Annotated in this window: 16 protein-coding genes, 1 pseudogene and 1 riboswitch; of the genes and pseudogenes, 2 read left to right on the top strand and 15 right to left on the bottom strand. The window is 44.8% G+C overall.

What is annotated here, in order from left to right:
- Positions 1-40: 40 nt before the first annotated feature.
- The 13 genes and pseudogenes from R7P80_RS10300 to R7P80_RS10240 form a co-directional block, all read right to left on the bottom strand.
- On the bottom strand, positions 41-484 hold the full coding sequence (locus tag R7P80_RS10300; protein WP_005373660.1) for a DUF3429 domain-containing protein: 444 nt from the start codon (positions 482-484) through the stop codon (positions 41-43).
- 10 nt (positions 485-494) lie between these two features.
- Complete coding sequence (locus R7P80_RS10295; RefSeq protein WP_225491542.1) at positions 495-1,040, bottom strand: glutathione peroxidase; 546 nt, start codon at positions 1,038-1,040, stop codon at positions 495-497.
- Between the two features lie 105 nt (positions 1,041-1,145).
- The gene (gene ribB / locus R7P80_RS10290) at positions 1,146-1,802 is read right to left on the bottom strand and encodes a 3,4-dihydroxy-2-butanone-4-phosphate synthase (protein WP_005373655.1); all 657 of its coding nucleotides are present in this window, start codon (positions 1,800-1,802) and stop codon (positions 1,146-1,148) included.
- Positions 1,803-1,915: 113 nt separating this feature from the next.
- Positions 1,916-2,056: riboswitch (FMN riboswitch) on the bottom strand.
- 104 nt (positions 2,057-2,160) lie between these two features.
- Positions 2,161-2,778 carry a hypothetical protein gene (locus R7P80_RS10285; protein ID WP_005373653.1) on the bottom strand — a complete coding sequence of 206 codons (618 nt, stop codon included), beginning with the start codon at positions 2,776-2,778 and terminating at the stop codon, positions 2,161-2,163.
- Between the two features lie 117 nt (positions 2,779-2,895).
- Positions 2,896-4,730 (bottom strand): annotated as a pseudogene (locus R7P80_RS10280) (MFS transporter).
- Positions 4,731-4,876: 146 nt separating this feature from the next.
- A complete protein-coding gene (locus R7P80_RS10275) occupies positions 4,877-5,635 on the bottom strand; it encodes a helix-turn-helix domain-containing protein (protein ID WP_042522681.1) in 759 nt (252 codons plus the stop codon).
- On the bottom strand, positions 5,636-6,274 hold the full coding sequence (locus R7P80_RS10270; protein ID WP_017819864.1) for an HD domain-containing protein: 639 nt from the start codon (positions 6,272-6,274) through the stop codon (positions 5,636-5,638).
- A 248-nt stretch (positions 6,275-6,522) separates the two neighbouring features.
- Positions 6,523-7,800, bottom strand: coding sequence for a cytosine deaminase (locus tag R7P80_RS10265; RefSeq protein WP_225491543.1), 1,278 nt, complete (start codon positions 7,798-7,800; stop codon positions 6,523-6,525).
- Positions 7,801-7,809: 9 nt separating this feature from the next.
- Entirely contained in the window at positions 7,810-9,048 is a 1,239-nt protein-coding gene (gene codB / locus R7P80_RS10260) for a cytosine permease (protein ID WP_104980495.1), read from the bottom strand.
- Between the two features lie 805 nt (positions 9,049-9,853).
- Positions 9,854-11,200 carry a magnesium transporter gene (locus tag R7P80_RS10255; protein ID WP_005373641.1) on the bottom strand — a complete coding sequence of 449 codons (1,347 nt, stop codon included), beginning with the start codon at positions 11,198-11,200 and terminating at the stop codon, positions 9,854-9,856.
- Positions 11,201-11,312: 112 nt separating this feature from the next.
- Complete coding sequence (locus R7P80_RS10250) at positions 11,313-12,635, bottom strand: ABC1 kinase family protein (RefSeq protein WP_225455317.1); 1,323 nt, start codon at positions 12,633-12,635, stop codon at positions 11,313-11,315.
- Between the two features lie 101 nt (positions 12,636-12,736).
- Complete coding sequence (locus tag R7P80_RS10245) at positions 12,737-13,960, bottom strand: HlyD family secretion protein (RefSeq protein ID WP_054729669.1); 1,224 nt, start codon at positions 13,958-13,960, stop codon at positions 12,737-12,739.
- On the bottom strand, positions 13,960-14,286 hold the full coding sequence (locus tag R7P80_RS10240) for an MFS transporter (RefSeq protein WP_046875867.1): 327 nt from the start codon (positions 14,284-14,286) through the stop codon (positions 13,960-13,962). The genes R7P80_RS10245 and R7P80_RS10240 overlap by 1 nt, the downstream gene beginning before the upstream one ends.
- 107 nt (positions 14,287-14,393) lie before the next feature.
- Here R7P80_RS10240 and R7P80_RS10235 point away from each other — a divergent pair, with 107 nt between their 5' ends.
- A complete protein-coding gene (locus tag R7P80_RS10235) occupies positions 14,394-15,395 on the top strand; it encodes an AraC family transcriptional regulator (RefSeq protein WP_225491544.1) in 1,002 nt (333 codons plus the stop codon).
- Between the two features lie 91 nt (positions 15,396-15,486).
- Here the strand turns inward: R7P80_RS10235 and R7P80_RS10230 are convergent, their stop codons facing one another.
- Positions 15,487-16,176, bottom strand: a complete 690-nt coding sequence (locus R7P80_RS10230) for a hypothetical protein (RefSeq protein WP_031778833.1) — start codon at positions 16,174-16,176, stop codon at positions 15,487-15,489.
- Between the two features lie 12 nt (positions 16,177-16,188).
- Entirely contained in the window at positions 16,189-17,730 is a 1,542-nt protein-coding gene (locus R7P80_RS10225) for a hypothetical protein (RefSeq protein ID WP_064369369.1), read from the bottom strand.
- Between the two features lie 366 nt (positions 17,731-18,096).
- On the opposite strand from R7P80_RS10225, the gene R7P80_RS10220 reads away from it, so the two are divergent.
- Positions 18,097-18,789, top strand: coding sequence for a response regulator transcription factor (locus tag R7P80_RS10220; protein WP_225491545.1), 693 nt, complete (start codon positions 18,097-18,099; stop codon positions 18,787-18,789).
- Positions 18,790-18,792: the final 3 nt, after the last annotated feature.

Genomic DNA, 18,792 nt, shown 5'->3' with positions numbered 1-18,792 from the left:
AAAGACGTTTTTTTGTGATCTTAGTACTGGACAGACCAGGTTATGAAACTAAAGCCAATCCGTGCATTACGATTACGCCGAAGGTCAGTTTGCTCCTCATTCCTTGATATCCCTTGGGCTCGGCGTCTTGTTCGACTTTCCTCACGAGCTTTTCTGCATACCAAACAGCAAGGTACCCAATTGCTAAGAGTAGGGTTGCGACTGCGTAATGTTTGTGGCCCTGCAGTAATGCGCCCCAAGCCAGTAAGACAAAAAGGTTGCTGAGAATTAATATATTTCGGCTAAGGCGATGGTAGTAATGCTCAATGCCATTACCCCAAAGGATGCCGGATAAAAAACTTAATATAACGGCGCTATATGCGATGAAAAATTGCTGACCACTTAAATTGAAGAGTGAGATGTCAGCGAAAATCAGCCCTAAACTAAACACAAATGGAACCAGGCCTAAGTAACCGAGTTGTAGCATGGTTGAGCGTGTTGTCATGGTCGTCACCTTATAATTGTTGCTCTATCATATTGGTAAGCGTAGTACTTGTCGGTGATGTGGAGCTTGGAAAAGTAGCAATAACTTTACCTTCAGAGCTAATTAGAAACTTGTAGAAGTTCCATTTTGGTTTTATGCCTGCTTGGTTAGTAATCTGGTTGAAGACTGGATTCGCATCTACACCTAATACTGAAGAGCGTGCCATCATTGGAAAGGTTACCCCGTAATCGAGATAACAGACTTTCGCTGTGTTTGTTTCGCTTCCTCTATCTTGTCGAAAGTCATTGCTCGGGAAACCGATAACGGTGAAGTTTTGGTCTTTGTAAGTTTGATAGAGGGTTTCTAACTGTTCGAACTGAGGAGTGAAGCCGCACTGGCTTGCTGTATTGACGATTAGTAGTGTCTTTCCCTTAAAGCTTTCGCATAGATCGACTTCTTCCGTTGAGTTTAACAACCTTTGCTTACCTTGAAGAATATCAGGGCACTCAGATGCAAGAGCAAGCGAATTCATGGAGAGAAAGCTAACGAGAGCGGTGAGTTTCAGTAATTCTTTCATGGTGTTGTTCCCCTTGTTTTCAATAAGTATAACTACTCAAGTGCAAAGAGGATCGATCAAAAAAGCCGCACAAATGCGCGGCTTTTTTCAAGAGCTGAGATCTGACTATGCCAGTTTCAACTCGAACTGGTTCAGGTACATTACCATGTCTTCAATCGTCAGTACCGGCATGTTGTGCAGGCGACCGAATGCTACGATCTCCGGTGCCTTTGCCATCGTGCCATCTGGATTGGTCACTTCACACAGTACGCCAGCGGGTTGAAGCCCTGCCATTTGCATCAGATCAATCGTACCTTCTGTGTGACCACGGCGAGTCATTACACCACCTGGACGTGCGCGCAGAGGGAATACGTGACCCGGGCGAGCAAGATCTTCCGGTTTTGCGTGCGGGTTTGCCGCCGTTTTAATGGTCGTTACGCGGTCTGCTGCTGAAACACCCGTTGTTACACCAACTTTCGCTTCAATAGAAACCGTAAATGCGGTTTGGTTTGCGCTGTTGTTGTTTACCACCATTGGAGGCAGTTCCAGTTTGTCTGCTTGAGCATCTGTTAAGCACAAACAAACTATGCCGCTACATTCGCGGATCATCAATGCCATTTGCTCGTTAGTGAGGTGCTCGACTGAATAAATGATATCGCCTTCGTTTTCGCGATCTTCATCATCAAGAAGCAGTACGCCACGGCCTTCTTTTAAAGCGATAAGTGCGTTTTCAACGCGAGTAATTGGGTCGCCGAATTCGGCAAGTAGTGATGACTGATTCATGGTTAACTCCTAAATTTCACCAGAATCAGGGCGGTATGAGAGATCGCCGTAAAATACGATCAAAAAGAAGTGCACCAGCATTCTTAGCGATCTGACTCGCTATGCTGGTGTATTCTTATTCTCTTTCATCCGGACTATAACCGTCGGCTCTGGCATCTCACCAGATCTGCTGACCTCGACGAATCGAGCGCTCGCGGGCTCACTTGAAAAAGTATACCGCCGGTGGGGAATTTCGCCCCGCCCTGAGAACAATTAAAAATGTACCACTTCATCCAAGTTGTGAAGAAGTGGAGCTAGGATAGTACTGCGAACTGAATAGCTTGGAAAGTCGATTCCATCTGTATGATGGAAAAGTGTGCTATCGACGGAAATAATCTGTGCGAATAAAGTGATCAATCTGCTGCGGCACGAAGGTGTTGTAAATCAGGCTCGTATGCGTTTGCTTCACTTCGATATGATCTTGCATACCGTCCAGTCTTGTCTCTTCTACGGTAACGGTACCGTCCGACATGGTGTTGTCATTACGGATCAACAATGGGCGAGCGCCAATCGGCATCGTTCCTGCGATACTGCCGAGTTTTTGAGGGAAATCCCAAGCGTCATCATGTTTGTTTAATCCGTGGTGTGGCGAATTGCCTAAAATTGCACCCAATCCGAGATCTTGAATTCGACCTACAATGGACGCGCCTTTCAGAGGCGAACCGATAGCGACAACATGAGAGATTAAGTTAGTGCTCGGTTTTCTGTTGGCGAGATAGCGCTTAATCATCAAGCCTCCCAAGCTGTGTCCCACGAGCACGTTTGTGGTCAGTGGATTAAGCGAATGATCAATAGAATCAAACAGTGAAGACTCATCGATAGCAACGGTGTTATAGCTGAGTACTTGCGTTTCGTATCCGAGTTTTCTCAGCTTTTGGCTAAGAGGCTGCATGACCAGCCCATGCATATAAAGACCATGTAAGATGATGATTTTCATAATACCTCCTAGATTTATGACGTCGTAGATATCCTACTCTAATTGACAAGAAACTACTTGTGCTTTGTGGTGCATATTTACGTTTTGCTGCAAAGTTTGACTGCTGTAGCAAGCGACTCAGCCCAGTAAATCCTGTACTTGTTGTTGCAATTGATGACGATTTAAAGACGCAGGACTTAACACTTCACCGATAACAACATCCACTTTTGACCAAAAACGAGTCGGTCGTTTTGTGAGAGCATGTCCGCCTTTATGGCTGAAAAAAGAACCCCAAAGCCCTTTTAACGCCATAGGGATGACAGGAACAGGGTTACGTTCAAGGATTTTCTCTACACCAGGGCGAAACTCACCCAATTGACCGTTAGACGTTAAACGACCCTCAGGGAAGATACAGACAACCTCACCGTCGTAAAGTGCTTGTTCAATCTCCTCAAATGCTCGTCGGTAAGTGTCGGCACACTTACGTGGAGAACAGATCGGGATAACACCGGCATGACGGAATACATATTTAAGAACAGGTAGCTCGCTGATGGACTTGTCCATCACAAAACGAACCGGGCGAGTAGAGGTTCCCATCAAAATCAACGCATCGACATAGCTAACATGGTTAGCCACGATTAACACAGCACCTTGTTCAGGAATATGTTGACGCCCCTTTACAGACACACGATACATACAATGGCTGAGTAAATAACTGATAAAGCGTTGTGTAAATTCCGGTACTTGACGATAGACATAGATTGCCACGAAGAAGTTACCTATTGCCATCATGGCAAACAGTTCCACAATAGAAAGATCTAGTACGCTGAGTACAACGATCGAAACCAAAGCAGACACCACCATAAACAATGCATTCATGATGTTGTTAGCAGCAATGGCACGTGCACATTCCCCTTGTTTGAACGCGATTGGATGAACGCATAAAGAGGAACAATAAAGACACCGCCGCTTACACCAACAAGGAACAGGTCAATCATGACGCGCAGATGTTTGGATTCAGCAACGAAGCTTTGCACATCATAAAAGTGCACCGGAAGCGATGGATAACTCGGGACTGCCCATAGCAAGTCGACGCCAAACACTGTCAGTCCAAGGATACCGAATGGCAAAATACCAAGCTCAACGTGGTTGAAAGAGAGCTTTTCACACAACCAAGAGCCTGTAGCGATACCAATGGAAAACAATGCCAACAGTAAAGAAACGACAGTACTGTCTGCAAACAAATGTTCGCGTGCGAAGTTAGGGAATTGAGTTAGGTAAGTCGCACCCATGAACCAGAACCAACTGATGGCAAGAATAGACATCCAGATGCCTCTCTGCTTTTTTGCCACTTTTAACGTGTTCTTTAAACCAGAAATCGGTTCAAACTTCGCTTTGTCATTTGATTGGCTAGGCATCGCTGGAATATTCACGCTGCTCATGAACCCAAGCAAAGACAAGGTAATCACGGTACCATTAGGAATGGATAGCAGCAGGCCTGCACTAAGCGTACCTATAAGAATCGAAAGGAACGTGCCCATTTCAACCCAAGCATTTCCTTTAACAAGCTCATTTGGTTTGAGCGCTTGTGGTAGTAAGGCGTATTTCACGGGGCCAAAATAGGCCGATTGAGTGCCTGTCATAAACAGCAGAACCAGCATAAGCATGGCACTTTGGGTGGCAATAGCGGTTGCTGCGCAAGACATGATAGCCAGCTCGATGAGCTTTAGACGTCGGATTAATTTGGCTTTGTCCATGCTGTCAGCGACGGCACCAGCATGCGCTGAGAATAGAAAGAAAGGTAGGATGAATAAGCCTGCCGCCAAATTAACGAATAGATTGACGGATATTGGTAGGTTATCAATTTGGCTGTATGTCACCATCAATAACAGAACGTTTTTGTAGATGTTGTCATTGAGTGCGCCAAGGCATTGCGTCACAAAGTAAGGAAAAAAGCGTTTTGAGAAAAACATACGGGCCCCGATTAAACAAAGTCGAATGAGATGGGAGCACTTTATGCTCAATGAACGATTAAACCAGCTTTCTCTTTCTAGTGACGTTGTATGCCACCAAAAGTAACGAAATTCGTTACTTTTATTTCCATTTGTTTATTGAGTTACTAATTGCGAGACTTATTGGTGAGTTTTCTTTCCCATGGTTCAAATAAAGGGAACGTCCAGCGACGCATCGCAATAATCAGAGAGGTGCCGTGTTTTTCGTCCATATCGAGAGAGCTATCACTTTGGCAAGCCTGATAAAACTCATCGATGACCTTTTGCAGTTTCTGTTGTAGCTTCTTGTTGGTTGGTACACTCATCAATCCTGTTGCCATGGAGAACTTTTCATCTTCACCAGAAAAGTAGCTTTGGAAAAAGGCGTCTTGAACTTGCTGTTGGAAGAACCGTTGAATAGGGCCGCCCATCTGCCACTTAAATGTCGGAGATATACGCAAACGAATTTTGTTATTTGGCTGCAAGTCGATGATGTTCAGCCGATCCAAATGAGCAAGCTTTTGCACCAGTTCCAACTCATTGAAGGTATATTGCTGAACGATTTGTTCAAACTGATAGCCATTTACAACACAGATCGCCACGAGCAGCAGGGCTTTATCGTCAACCAGCTGCTTTTCTTGCTCTAACGTTAGCGACTCTAGACCTTTATTGTGCGCAGCCGCGAGCTTAAATAGTTCCGCCATTTCTAAACCAATCAATTGGCAAATTCGTTCTAAGCGCTCAAGGCTAATGTGCTGACCTTCAGCGAGTAAACGTTTGACGCTTCCTTCACTTAAATTAAGGTGTTGTGCAACATCCGCATAATGCAGCCCAGCTAACTTTAGTTGGCGTTTAAGCTCTTTAATTAACGTATAGCTTTCTGACATTTACGCTGTTACCTCGTCGTGTAACTGCTCTAGGTACGTTTGCATAAAGGTTTTGCGTTTTTGCGCTTCGCGTCTCGCTGACTCCGTGTTCATGGTTTCAGCGATTTTGAATAACTTGGTTTGAAAGTGATCCAGAGTGAATTGTTTATCGTTAAGTTCACGTTCTTCGGCAAATATATCGCTGTCGTTGTAAAGTTGCGCGTTAAATTGAGTGCTGACTTGAATGCATCGCGTCACGCCAATTGCGCCTAAAGCGTCCAGACGGTCGGCATCTTGGACGATTTTGGCTTCCAACGTATTTGGCCTGATGTTTGCGCTAAAGCTGTGTGCCTCTATCGCATGAGCAATGGCATCATGATATTGCTGCGGATAATCGATACTCTCTAAAAATGCGACCGCTTTTTTGGCTGCGATGATTGAGCTCTCTTTGCGATTTGGGTGATCTTTCGGGTAAGTAAAGCAATCATGCAAATAGGCAGCCGGTAATACAATCGCGATGTCTGCATTTTCTTCTTTGCAGAGCTGTTTCGCTGTTTTGACCACGCGTTTTACGTGTTTAAGATCATGAGCTGCATCTACTTGCATCTCTTGCTGCATAAATTCCAAAAATTGCGGTTCTATCTGGCTTAATGACGTCATGGTTCATATCTACAACTAAAATGAAGTCAGAAGTATGCCCAACGCTTAGAATAATTTCCAAGTGCGATGGTGTAATTGAGATTCAGCCACCAGAACCTTGTGCAACGTTTGGTACTGAGCCGTTTTATATGGCCTTTCAATGTGTTCAGTGGTTTATGAGACAAGAATAGACAGAGCGAGCAGTGATGTTTACCAGTAGAAAAAAGGCCTGACGATGTCGTCAGGCCTTTTTCGTTTCGCCGATCTTTTTAGCGTTTGAACGTTACTTGCTCTGCTTGTTCAAGATGAATATGAGTTGTCGCAGGCTGTGTTTCTGCAATCACTTTACCGTGACGAACAGAGTAACGAACCGGCACTTGGCGACGTACTGCGTCAAAACCATTTTCTGCGGGAAGAATCAGTAAACTACCTGGTTTGCCTTCTTCAATGCCGTGCTTGTCTTGAATGTTCAGTGTACGTGCTGAATTGTTGCTGATCAGATCCAGTGAGTTGTTGATTTGGTCGTAACCCATCACCTGACACACGTGCAGACCCATATGCAGTACTTGCAGCATGTTTGCAGTGCCTAGTGGGTACCAAGGGTCAAATACATCATCGTGTCCAAAGCAGACGTTGATGTTGGCATTCAGCATCTCTTTCACTCGTGTTACGCCGCGACGTTTTGGGTAATCATCAAAACGTCCTTGTAAGTGAATGTTCACCAATGGATTTGCCACGAAGTTGATACCGGACATGCGTAATAAACGGAACAGGCGAGATGCGTATGCACCGTTGTAGGAACCCATCGCTGTGGTGTGACTGGCCGTGACTTTATTCCCCATATCAAACTTGTGCGCTAATGCTGCCAGTGTTTCAACGAACCGAGATTGTTCGTCATCGATTTCATCACAATGCACGTCGATCAGGCGGTCGTATTTTTTCGCTAACTCGAATACGTAGTGCAGCGATTCAATGCCATATTCGCGTGTGAATTCAAAGTGTGGAATCGCGCCAATCACGTCCGCACCTAATTTGACGGCTTCTTCTAGCAGCTCTTTGCCATTTGGGTAAGAGAGAATTCCTTCCTGCGGGAAGGCGACGATTTGGATATCTACCCATTCTTTCATCTCTTCACGCACTTCTACCATCGCTTTTAGGGCAATTAGGGTAGGGTCTGAAACATCGACGTGGGTACGAATGTGTTGTACGCCGTTTGCTATCTGCCATTTTAAGGTTTGTTTTGCGCGCGCTTTCACGTCTTCAATCGACAGCATTTCTTTGCGCTCAGCCCAACGTTCAATACCCTCAAACAATGTGCCAGAGATGTTCCAGCTTGGCTCACCTGCGGTTTGAGTTGTATCTAAGTGAATGTGTGGCTCGCAGAAAGGCGCAACCGCCATACCGCCTTCAGCATCGATGATGTCACCGTTATGACTAAGCTCCACATCGTTGCTTTCAATGCGCTTGAATTGACCATCTTCAATCAAAATTTGCTGCAGACCTTTTTGTCCTTTTAGCGTTACGTTTTTGATCAGTAGTGTTGTCATGATGGTTCCTTACGCTGGCTGTGTAGCCAGTGCTTTTTTGTTGAGAACAGGATTAAGAATCAGGAAGCTAATTGCGCCGCCAAGTACAGCGTTAATCGGCACTACGCCAGGCAGGAAGTGTCCCGCACCAACGCCAATCACGACAGCGATAATGCCAGCCCAGTTAACGTTTTGGAATTGGGCGGCTTCAAAGTTTGCGTAGCGTTTACGGTTCGTGAAGAAGTCAGCGATGATCACACCGCCAATCGGTGGAATTGCCAAAGATAAGAAGGTCAGCCAGCCAACAAAGTTATTGTAGAGCCAGAGAGCGCAAAGTGTGCCAACAAGACCGTTCGCCATTGAGATGTATTTACTTGGTAAGCCTGTGATGTTGGAAAATCCAAGACCCGATGCGTAGAGCGCGTTGTCGTTGGTGGTCCAGATGTTCAAGCCAAGAACGATGATAGCTGGAATAAGAAGACCTTGCGCGATCATCACTTCAGAGATGTCTGATTGACCCGTCACCGACGCACCTGCCGCGCCAAAGATAAACATTAACGAGTTACCGATGAAAAATGCCACCATGGTGATCATCACGGCGCTGCGCGGCTTTTTACCAAAGCGTACGAAATCCGCCGTTAATGTACCAGCACTGACAAAAGAGCCGACAACCATCGCGAGAGCTATTGAAAAATCGAGTGGCTCGGTTGGTTGAACTTGTTGTAGTTCGCCAATACCACCAACGCTATTTACTGCCTCGATGACAGAGTAGCCGCCAAGTAGCGCAATGGCAGGAACGGCAATTGCTGACAACACCATCAGTGCGGAGATGCCAAAGTAAACGGTCGCGGTCATGAGCAAACCGGAGACAAGGATCAAAGTATTGGTATCGATGCCCGTTGCTTTATGCACCGGAATCGCAAACATCGCGACACCAACTCCAAACCACCCAACTTGAGTACCGCCAAGAAGAGCGGAAGGAAGCCAAGAGCCTTTAGAACCAAAAGAGAAACGAGCAAGAAGGTGGGTAGAGAGACCAGTAGAAGCGCCGATGTAACCGAGGAAAGAAGTGTAAATACCGAGGATTAGGTTACCGATGAGAACAGCGAGGAAAAAATCATTAAAGGAGAGCCCAGTACCGAGAGAACCCCCTGTCCACATACTTGCGGAGAAAAAAGTGAGTCCTAACATCACCATGGTTAGTGACGCCACGCCTTTTCTGGCCGTGTTGGGAACTGGTCCAAGACTGTAGTTATTGTCTCCAGCCATTATTGCCTCCGCACATTGAAATATTAAATTATAGCACCTGATTTTCAGGCAAACGGCGCGTATTATCGTGATGTAAATTTAATAGTCAATGATAAAATTGAAATTTAAACGTTTGCTTGGTTTTTTATGTGTGTTTTTTCTTTTAATAACAATAGTTTGATTTTTAAATTCTAAAAGTGGAAAGTTTGTTTTTACGTATTTTCTATGATTTATAGACAGGTTTTCTATGTGAAATTAATGTTTTGAATTGCTATTTGTTTTTATGGATTAAATTTATCTATACCTCTGGATTGTTCAGTCGATTTCTATGAAAAGAAAACGATTTCATGATGAGGTTTTTGGTTTGGACGTTATTTGTTCTTTTCTTGGGTGTGTTTTCTTGGTTTTATTTTATGTAGGTGATTTATTTTTGTTGAAGCTGGCATTTCTAATGGTTTAGTGGGCGAATATTTGAATTTTATAAACAGTAAACAATCTGTTGTGGGTAAGAAAAGTACAACCGAGCTCGGTCAGAGGATAAGAGGGCAATAGCCACATAAAAAAATAGCCAACCGCAAAGAGTGCGATTGGCTTATATACATGTGAACAAAATCAAGTTCACTAACAACGTCAGTTGGCTAGGTGACCCTCGGCTTAAGAAGGGTCGATTTATATAATGCAGTTACTGTGCCAACTTTAATATGCCCTAAAATACGTAGTTTCTGTGACATGCGTTGCTTAAAGTTTGAGTATGTTTGCAATTTGCAACTGCGTTATGCAATTTGACTCTATTATGCTAATGATTGATTAATAAACAATGAACCTTTTAAAGCATGACTAAACTCGCCGTTCCTAAAAAGGCGAAAAAACCAACGACATCTGTCACTGTTGTTAGAATCACCGAGCCAGCCAAAGCGGGGTCCAATTTAAACTTATCCAGAATAATGGGAATCAGCACACCAAATAAAGCTGCGGTAATAATATTGACGATAATGGCCAGCGCGATGGTTCCCCCAAGAACCGGAGATTGAAACCACAATCCGGCGAGCCCGCCGATGATTAACGCCCAAGCAATGCCGTTCAGAGAGCCAATACCCAACTCATTTTTCAAAAGCTTGAAGCGGTTACCTGGGGTGATCTGATTAAGCGCCATCGCACGAATCATTAGAGTGAGCGTTTGGCTGCCAGCAATGCCCCCCATGGATGCAACAATTGGCATGAGCACCGCCAAAGCCACTACCTGAGCAATTACATCTTCAAACAGTCCGATAGTGACAGACGCCAAAATAGCAGTAAGCAAATTGATGCCTAACCAAACCCCGCGCTTTTGCGAGCTTTTTAATACTGGTGCAAACAAGTCATCGCCTTCATCCATACCTGTACCGGCCATCAAACGTGCTTCGTAGATTTCACGCTGTGTACTCAATGCAAACTGCCAATCGACTTCACCGATCAGTGTTTGGTCTGCATCAGTTACAGGGAGAGCGGGCAGTGTGCTGTGTTCTAATGCCTCTACCGCTTCAGGAAGCATCATTTTACTGTCTAGCACCGTCACAGCCTCAATAACGAGTGTTTTTAAGCGAGTATCGGGGTCACCACGCAAGATATCGAAGTAGTTGACCGTTCCACGATACTGTTTATTACGATTAATCAGATACACCTGTTGAGGCGTGTCGTAGCTATAGCGCTCCATTAACTGCTTAGCTGTCCCAATCGTAATGTTGAAGGGCAGAGTGATGATCTTACGTTCAGCCCAGTGGCCGAGTTCTTCATCAGCATACTCGTTTGCTTGATCGTAAAGTTCCAACTCATCTTTTTCTATCAACGAGAGTGCTTCGTTGATGATCGACTCTGGCAACGAATCGGCCCATTCGATGAGCGACAAGTTGTCGAGTTTAGCGAGAGTGAGCTTTAGCTCGACTTCAGATAACGCATTGATGATAGAGAAACGTACGTCCGCACGCATTTCCGTTAACACGTCGATATGTAGCTCTAGTGGTAAAGCTCGCCATAAGCGAACACGGTCGTCGATTGGAAAGGCTTCTAGAATCAGGGCAACCGCGCCGGGCTCGAGGCCCGCTTCAATAGATTCATTGAGCGTTGCGACTTGATCCGCTTCTTCGGCTTGGCCAATTTGCTGGATTAGAGTGGAGAGATCTTGAAACTTGCTCACCGAGTACCCCGATAGTTAATTCGTTTTATGGAAGTATGGCATGTTATTGAGATGCACAACTATGCATCTTAACCTTGCTCAAGGTACTTGAAAGTAACAGAAAAACAATAGGCTATTCGCTGTTGATGGTGAGATATGGCTGTACCAATTGGCGAATGTTCACTTTTGCGCCGATACGGGCTGCCAGCAAGTACATTCCGCCGATTTTTCTGTGTAAAAATAGGGCATCTGCTGGTGGAGTATGCCAGTATTCTTGTTCCATGCTCAAAATAGTGCCAGCTTCGCGAAGCTTTTGTGCTAAGCCGCTGGCTTTAAAGTCATAAGGCTCATCAACTAACATTGGTTCACATGCCATTTTCACTAGATCGAGAATCGCTTGGCGCTGGTCTGGAAGGATGGTTTGGCTGAAGAAGCCTATTTGTTCAAGCGCATCATTTAAGCCTTGTTCGTCATTATTCACGACAGACGCAAAAGCTTGGCGATAGCCGGTACTGAACCGTTCGCTGTATTCGCGGGTCGCCCCGAAATCTAGCAAGCCGATTTGACGAGTGTTTTCGATATATAAGTAGTTGGCGAAGTTTGGGTCGGTTTGTACCATCTTAAATTCGAACAGCTCTCGAAACAGTAATTCGAGTAGGCTGTGCATGACAAAATCTCGCGTACTCTGATCATAATGTTCGATTTGCTCAATCGGACTGCCATCAATGAATTCCATCGCGAGAACGGAGTCTGAGCAACTTTCAGTATGAATCTTGGGCACCACAAAATGAGGGTGCTCCTTCAAAGCGTCATGATAACGAATGGCAAATTGTGCCTCTCGTGCGTAATCGGCCTCGTCATGTAGCTGCTTTTTCGCTTCTTCGAGCAATCCTTTGTAGTCGACAGACTCGGGAATCAACCCAACGACCTTGAGCAGTGTACCGACATTATCGACGTCGCTATCGATACTTTTCCGTATGCCCGGATATTGCACTTTGACGGCTAGGTTATCGCCCGCATCGCTGTAAGCTTGGTGCACTTGTCCTATTGATGCACTGGCGATTGGTTTGAAGTTAAATGACAGAAACTCAGCTTTCCAATTCGTTCCTAGCGAACTTTCCATTACTGCGTTGAGTTGTTTTGCAGGCATTGGGTCTGCGTTGGAACGAAGACGGGAAAGAATATCGGCAAGTTCAGGTTCTAAAACATCACCAGCATCCATTGACAGCATTTGACCAAGCTTCATTGCAGCGCCACGTAGGTGAGCAAGTTGGTCAGTTAAACGCGCGATGTTCTGTGGCGTCAGCAAGAGGTCTTTCGCTTTTGGTTTGTTGCCTTTGGCTATCTGCTTCGTGCCTTCTGTAATCACATTGCCTGCGACACGGGTAGCAAGTGAAGCGAACTTGCTGAATCTTGAGATGCGATGGGTAGGTAGGCTTCTTTCCTTTGCCGACATGAATCTTCTCCGCTATTTACTAACTAATTGTTATACGGGAAAAGGATATGTTTGGATACAAATGAAAAGAAAACCGCCAGCGTAACTGGCGGTTTGCGAGTTTAGATAGAGTAGAAGAAGTACAGTTGAGACTTCATTCGGATGATGATCCCGCGAATCACATCTAAGAAGGCCATGAAGCCTATCGGTTTTTCACCGCTGACCCATGCGAGGCCAACAGAGCCAACAGGGATGTCGTAGCCTTCTGGCTCATCAATCTTAAGACGAACAAAGTGGTGTTTGTTCTGTAAGTTCTTTCCAGTGGTGACACGTACGGAATCATCGAAACCCAGTAGATTACCTTGTGACTCACCTGTTGCTTCAACAATGCCTTCGACGGTCGCTGAGAAGATCTTACCTGGGTAAACGGACGAAGAGAATTCCGCTGGCTGACCCGGTTTGATGTTACGAATCGCCTGGTGGTTGACTCGCATCAGCACGTACTTCTCGTTGGTGTACATGTTGATACGCGGCATCATCGATACACGCTGACCTTCACGCAGGATAAAGTTGGTGACAAAGCCATCTGTTGGGGCATGAACTTTTGTGCTATTCAAATCCCATTGCGCTTTTGCAATTTGCTCTTCAGCTTGGCGCAGTTCGGCTTGTTTAGTTTCAACTGCAAGTTCCGCTTTATGAATCGCCAGTTGTGCACGGGAAATATCGACTTGTTTCTTCTTGATTTGAGACTCAAGGGTCAACACGTTGTGACGTGCCATATCAACCGCACTCGATTGTTTGTCGATATCGCTTTCCGTGATGGTGTTGTGCACTACTCGGTTTTGCTCAACATAGCGATCTAGCATTTTTTTCTGCAATTTGTAGTCAACTTTCGCCGCTTCCAACTGGCTCTTTGATGTTTCTAGATCTTGCACTAGCGCTTCGTGGTTAGCTTCTTCAATCTCGATGTCGCCTTTTGCCGTAGCTAATGCGACTCGTGCAGAATCGGCGGATACGTTCGCTTGATTTAATGCGATTTCGTATTGCGTTGGGTCAAGTTCATAAATGAGCTGACCCTCTTTAACTTGCTGATTCGGCTTAATGTAAATGTGGTCAACTTTACCTTTTACATTGGTTGAATCTGGACGCAATTGGATGTGTGGTGACTGCACGACAGAACCACCGGATAAATCCATCGGGGTGAAATTAATCAAACCTACCCAGACGAACATCAACCAACTCAAACCGCCAAGATAAGCGAACGATTTGGTTGCTTTGTTCCAAGGCATGCCAACCAAACGCAGCAGATAGATGAAGAGAGCCCATACCGCTAAACCTTCTAACATTACGCTTCCTCTTTTGGCTGTGTTTCTGTTTGCGGTTTACTTCTCCATGTATCACGCAGATTGATGATGGCTTTTTCCATATCAACGAATGCAAAGATCACAGCTAGCACCCAAACCCAGTGCCAGACAAACCCTATCCAGGTGAGCGCAGTGATGAGCCCTATCTGATGATGGTCTTTGCTGTGCGCCTTATTAATTGGCAACTCATGGATTTTCCAAAAGCCGTAACACGCGCCCGCGACACTCGCGATTAAAACGACAGCAGCGACAACATGTAACGCCGTATCTGCGCCTGTACCGACAAATGGGACACTCAGTAAACTCATTAAACACTCCTCTATCAAACTGTTGGCGTATTGTGATCTGAATTTGATTTGCGGCTTTCTTTGTGACAGATTCAATCACTATAGGATTAAATTTGATGTAATTGGTTATGAAAACGGTTCGGTTTATTCGCGCGATGGGCATTCTAAACATGCATAACCTCGCGTTATCTAAATACAATTTGGACTCAGATGAGTTAGGGATCCCAGCATCGGTGTTTCGTAACCCAATGACACTGATCCCGCTAAAAGCCGTTGCGGAATGGTATCGTTGTGTTGAACAAGCCAGTTGTGACCCGGATGTGGTGTTGAGTCTCAGCCGAGGTATTGAACTGCAAAAGCTAGGGCCAGTGGGACGCTGGTTATTCTCCGGCAATGATTTAGCCAGTACCATTCGGCGAGTGAATTATGGTGTGAGCAACCTACAATCAGGGGCGTTTTTTGCTGGCGAACAGTCGGGTAAAATCATCAAATGGACTTACCACAACCCGTTTATAGAAACGTCAGTAAAGGTGCACGATAGTATCCGCTGTGCGGTATTTATGATTAAGGTGTTACGCGAATTTCTTGGCAAAGATTACCAGCCTTTACGTGTCAAGGTTTCAGGCTCGAGAAAAAATACTGAGCGATACCGGGAATATTTCGGCTGCGAGGTGGAATGGAGTCAGCCAAAAACAGAGATATGGATCCCGGGAGATGACCGACTAGCTTCTCGCCAAGTGAGCCATCGAGAAGACAACCGTCTAGCGATGAGTTTTTCCGATTTGGATGATTTGCTTAATATGCCCGACCCAGAAGATGAGTTGAAAGTGATTTATGAAGTGGTGAATTACAGCAGCCATTATGGATTGCCAACGTTAGAGCGCGTGTCTTCTCTGCTTGATTTATCTGAACAGCAGTTTCAACGTCGTTTGCATAAATTAGGGCTCAATTTTTCGACGGTTTCTGGCTATGTATTGAGTAATATTGCAGCTGGTTTGTTGAGTAAGCGCGTGAGTATTGATGACATTGCCACGCGCCTTGGTTACACCAATGTGGCGAGCTTCAATCGTATGTTTAAGAAACATCGTGGATTAACGCCCAAGCAGTATACGGGAAGATTAGAGAAGTAGTGCTCCACTTATCTCTATGAGTACAAGCAATAAAAGCCCTCAAAAAAGTAGAGGGCTTTGTTTTTTTGCGTGTTGTTGTTTTATGTAATGGCTATTTTTTAGGGCGCCAACTTAGTGCACTTGCAACAGCGCCGATGGCAATTACATCCTTTTTTTGTTCGCTAAGTTCAGGGAGCATCTGTACCGCAATGGTACCGTTCGTCTGCACAGCGGCAATTTCTTGTGTGCCTTCCTTAAAGCTATAACCCAATGGAATGTCTACCGCCATCATGGCGTCAGGACTAGTATGTACAGTTTCTACATTAAAGTGGGTGCTACCAATACGCACTACGCCTGTCTCTTTTTTCTCAAAGCTGATGTCGATGAGAGCGGATTTTGGCTCCATCGCAAACTCACCGACTTTTTTACCATCTTGAGTAATGTCACAGGTGTAAGGATCATTCCCACCAAAATCGACGCCCATGTAGTTAACCGACATACCGCCTCCAGTGCAGTTCAAAAGCCAAGTTTCCCCGCTGTCGATACGAGTCACTTCTGCGCCCATTGAACCTTCTTTGAAAGAGATACGGTTAAACCAACTTGAGTTAGAAGCACTGCGTGAATACTTGCCTTTGTACTTACCAGCAAAATCAAAATGGCCATCCGCACCGAATCCCCAAAAATCACCGTCGGTTTTGATCAGCATTTCTGGTTGTGCTTTTACGGCATCAGTACGATCCATGACGGCTAGGCCACCACAACCAGCAAGGAGCAAGGGAGCGAATAGAATAAGTTTCTTCATGTTTTTCATTTTTTATAGCTTGGTTACATCTAGGGTTTGGTCGGTGAATTGGATGTTCTGAATGTCGTACAACTCGTCAGTGCCTGTACTCGGGCACTCAACAGAAACGCTCTTTGCTTTGATAACAGTACATTCCGCCAGTTTGTGTGGCACTATATAGGTGTTGATACCGCCTTCACCATAAATGCTGTTGTCTTTGCTGTTGCCTTCAAAAGTATTGTTTTGATCATTACCGATCACATTCATCGCGTCGCCGCCAATGATCTTCACTTTTGTTAGCCACTGAGATTTGTAGGTGTACGCTTCTATCAAACCGTCTTTGTTGGGAGCCATACGGAAGGTAGGTACTGTGCCTGGACTTGTCTTTTCTGTGTAGAGCTTGACGCCCGCAGAGTCGATATTCGCGGTATATTGCAAGTATCCGTGGAATAAGCCACTGATCCAATCAACGGCTTGTGGATCTTGGGTTTGCATTTCTTCACGCGTTAACGCTTGGTAGCCATCTAAACCATGTCCGTTTGCTTTTGCTACACCCATGTAAGCTTCAAAAGCGGCAGCAAAATATTCGTGAGAATATGAAGGGCCCGTTTGTTTCACACTTTCAGGATCGAAGTCGTCCGATTTCCAATCGTCCCAGTCATACTGAGTAGGGCGCCACACCGTCGGTTTGCCCGATTGAATATCGTTATAGATGCTTAACGCATGAGCTTGAATGTCATTTTGCAGTGCCGCAGTCGCCGTGTTAGGTGCAATACCTTGCGCTTGGACCAAGTGTAAAATTTCTTCAAAAGCGGCGTCTCGTTCGGCTTTTTTACCAAGATTGGCGCAGTAATCGGCAAAATTACTCATGTAATGGCAATCGCCTTCAACTGTCAGTTCTCGATACATTAAAGATTGGCTATTCCTTAGCCAGTTTGGTGTTTCTTTACTAGTTACTAATGTTGACGCGATAGATGTGACAAGTGTATCCATATCATCTTCGTTAAGTACCATCATGCTTACAACAAACTTTTCTAGAGAACTCGTATCAAAAGAGTGTGCTAAGCCCGAGCTTGTAACTGCATCGTTCAATTTGCCTTGGCGAATCAGTTCGTTGATAAAGATTTTGGTTAGCATCTCATCATTCTGTTCGTCGTTTTCGGTCAGCATTAGTGTGGCATCACGCTCGGCTAATGTCTTAGCGATACGAGACTTGTCAGCACCGTACTTAGAGTCTGGTTGGTTTGTGAGAAGGTGTTGGATGATTTTGGCTGCACGAAAGATTTTTTCATTATTCGCACCGTCATCAACAGCCACAATGTGAAATGTATCGTTGTTGTTTGCTTCGGAAAGGGAGATTTTCACATAGTGGGTGAAGCCAGCATCAGCAGCCACTTTTAACTTGGCTGGAAACTCTGTAGAAACGACAGTTGGGATTGTGACAGTGCTCAATGTTGGCATTGGTGGTGGTGGAGGTGTTGTTTTCGATGGTTTCGGATTAGATTCACTGCCGCCACAAGCAGTTAGACTTATCGCGCAAAATATGGCTAAAGGTGTTAATTTGGAATATCTCATTTCATGTTACTCGTAGACTTTATTAGAGCAAGAAACTTAGAAGCAACATAAAGTCCTGTCTATATAAGCAAACTAAGTCATATATGTTGATATTGTTTTTTGGTAAGACCTATTATTCGATACATTTAAAAATATAGTGGATTTTTATTCCGAATTTTATTTTCTATGTGAAGCTATATTCTGGTAATGAATAAAACCTCAGGTTATTGCATGGTTTTAGGGGTATAGAATGATTAGGATTATCGTATATGTATGGTTTGTAAGCGTATGTAAGCCTGCGTTTTATTAAAATTATCATTTAAGTAGGTTGCGCAGTATAGGACGAGCGATATACTCCCTCCATCATATTGGTGGAGTAAATGATTCATGGTGGGTAATACAATCTTACTGGTAGAAGACGACTCTGAGATTGCTCGATTAACCAAAATGTACCTCGAAGCCGAAGGATATACGGTAACTGTCATCGATAACGGTCAAAATGCATTAGAAACGATTAAGGGGCTCAAGCCGGACCTAGTGCTGTTAGATTTGATGTTACCAGGAAAAAATGGCGCAGAAATATGCCAAGAGGTGCGTAAGTTTTATCATGGTATTATCATTGTTTTGACTGCGAGCGATGATGAAATGAGCGAGGTGAGCTTATTTAAGTTTGGTGCTGATGATTACCTTACCAAACCGATAAAAGGCAATATCCTTCTCGCCCGTATTGAAGCAGCGTTGCGTCGCTATTGTCGTCAAGTTGATATCGTTGAAGAAGAAAAGCTGAGCCGATATGGCATTAGTCTTTGTCTTCGTCGCTCCCAGGCATTTTATTTGCAAAAAGATATTGGTTTAACGAGTTCTGAGTTTGAAATTTTAGAGCTCCTGATGCTGAATGTCGATAAGCCAGTATCTCGTGAATCATGTTGCCGTCTTGCCCGAGGCATTGAATACTGTATTACTGATCGCTCGATTGATATGCGTATATCCTCACTAAGGAAGAAATTCTCTAAGGCTCATATCCATACGGCTACCATTAAAACCATACGCCACCACGGCTACATGCTGACAGGTAAATGACGC

The organism is Vibrio sp. 2092, assembly GCF_033339635.1.
In the GTDB taxonomy this organism is placed as follows: Bacteria; Pseudomonadota; Gammaproteobacteria; order Enterobacterales; family Vibrionaceae; genus Vibrio; species Vibrio alginolyticus.
This window is presented reverse-complemented; position numbering and strand designations above follow the sequence as displayed.

What these genes read in the sequence shown, in the direction of transcription:
- R7P80_RS10225 (WP_064369369.1), bottom strand. Translation starts at nt 17,730, where the DNA reads ATGAGATATTCCAAATTAACACCTTTAGCCATATTTTGCGCGATAAGT.
- R7P80_RS10245 (WP_054729669.1), bottom strand. Translation starts at nt 13,960, where the DNA reads ATGTTAGAAGGTTTAGCGGTATGGGCTCTCTTCATCTATCTGCTGCGT.
- R7P80_RS10235 (WP_225491544.1), top strand. Translation starts at nt 14,394, where the DNA reads ATGAAAACGGTTCGGTTTATTCGCGCGATGGGCATTCTAAACATGCAT.
- codB (WP_104980495.1), bottom strand. Translation starts at nt 9,048, where the DNA reads ATGGCTGGAGACAATAACTACAGTCTTGGACCAGTTCCCAACACGGCC.
- R7P80_RS10295 (WP_225491542.1), bottom strand. Translation starts at nt 1,040, where the DNA reads ATGAAAGAATTACTGAAACTCACCGCTCTCGTTAGCTTTCTCTCCATG.
- ribB (WP_005373655.1), bottom strand. Translation starts at nt 1,802, where the DNA reads ATGAATCAGTCATCACTACTTGCCGAATTCGGCGACCCAATTACTCGC.
- R7P80_RS10300 (WP_005373660.1), bottom strand. Translation starts at nt 484, where the DNA reads ATGACAACACGCTCAACCATGCTACAACTCGGTTACTTAGGCCTGGTT.
- R7P80_RS10270 (WP_017819864.1), bottom strand. Translation starts at nt 6,274, where the DNA reads ATGACGTCATTAAGCCAGATAGAACCGCAATTTTTGGAATTTATGCAG.
- R7P80_RS10240 (WP_046875867.1), bottom strand. Translation starts at nt 14,286, where the DNA reads ATGAGTTTACTGAGTGTCCCATTTGTCGGTACAGGCGCAGATACGGCG.
- R7P80_RS10275 (WP_042522681.1), bottom strand. Translation starts at nt 5,635, where the DNA reads ATGTCAGAAAGCTATACGTTAATTAAAGAGCTTAAACGCCAACTAAAG.
- R7P80_RS10265 (WP_225491543.1), bottom strand. Translation starts at nt 7,800, where the DNA reads ATGACAACACTACTGATCAAAAACGTAACGCTAAAAGGACAAAAAGGT.
- R7P80_RS10250 (WP_225455317.1), bottom strand. Translation starts at nt 12,635, where the DNA reads ATGTCGGCAAAGGAAAGAAGCCTACCTACCCATCGCATCTCAAGATTC.
- R7P80_RS10220 (WP_225491545.1), top strand. Translation starts at nt 18,097, where the DNA reads ATGGTGGGTAATACAATCTTACTGGTAGAAGACGACTCTGAGATTGCT.
- R7P80_RS10285 (WP_005373653.1), bottom strand. Translation starts at nt 2,778, where the DNA reads ATGAAAATCATCATCTTACATGGTCTTTATATGCATGGGCTGGTCATG.
- R7P80_RS10230 (WP_031778833.1), bottom strand. Translation starts at nt 16,176, where the DNA reads ATGAAGAAACTTATTCTATTCGCTCCCTTGCTCCTTGCTGGTTGTGGT.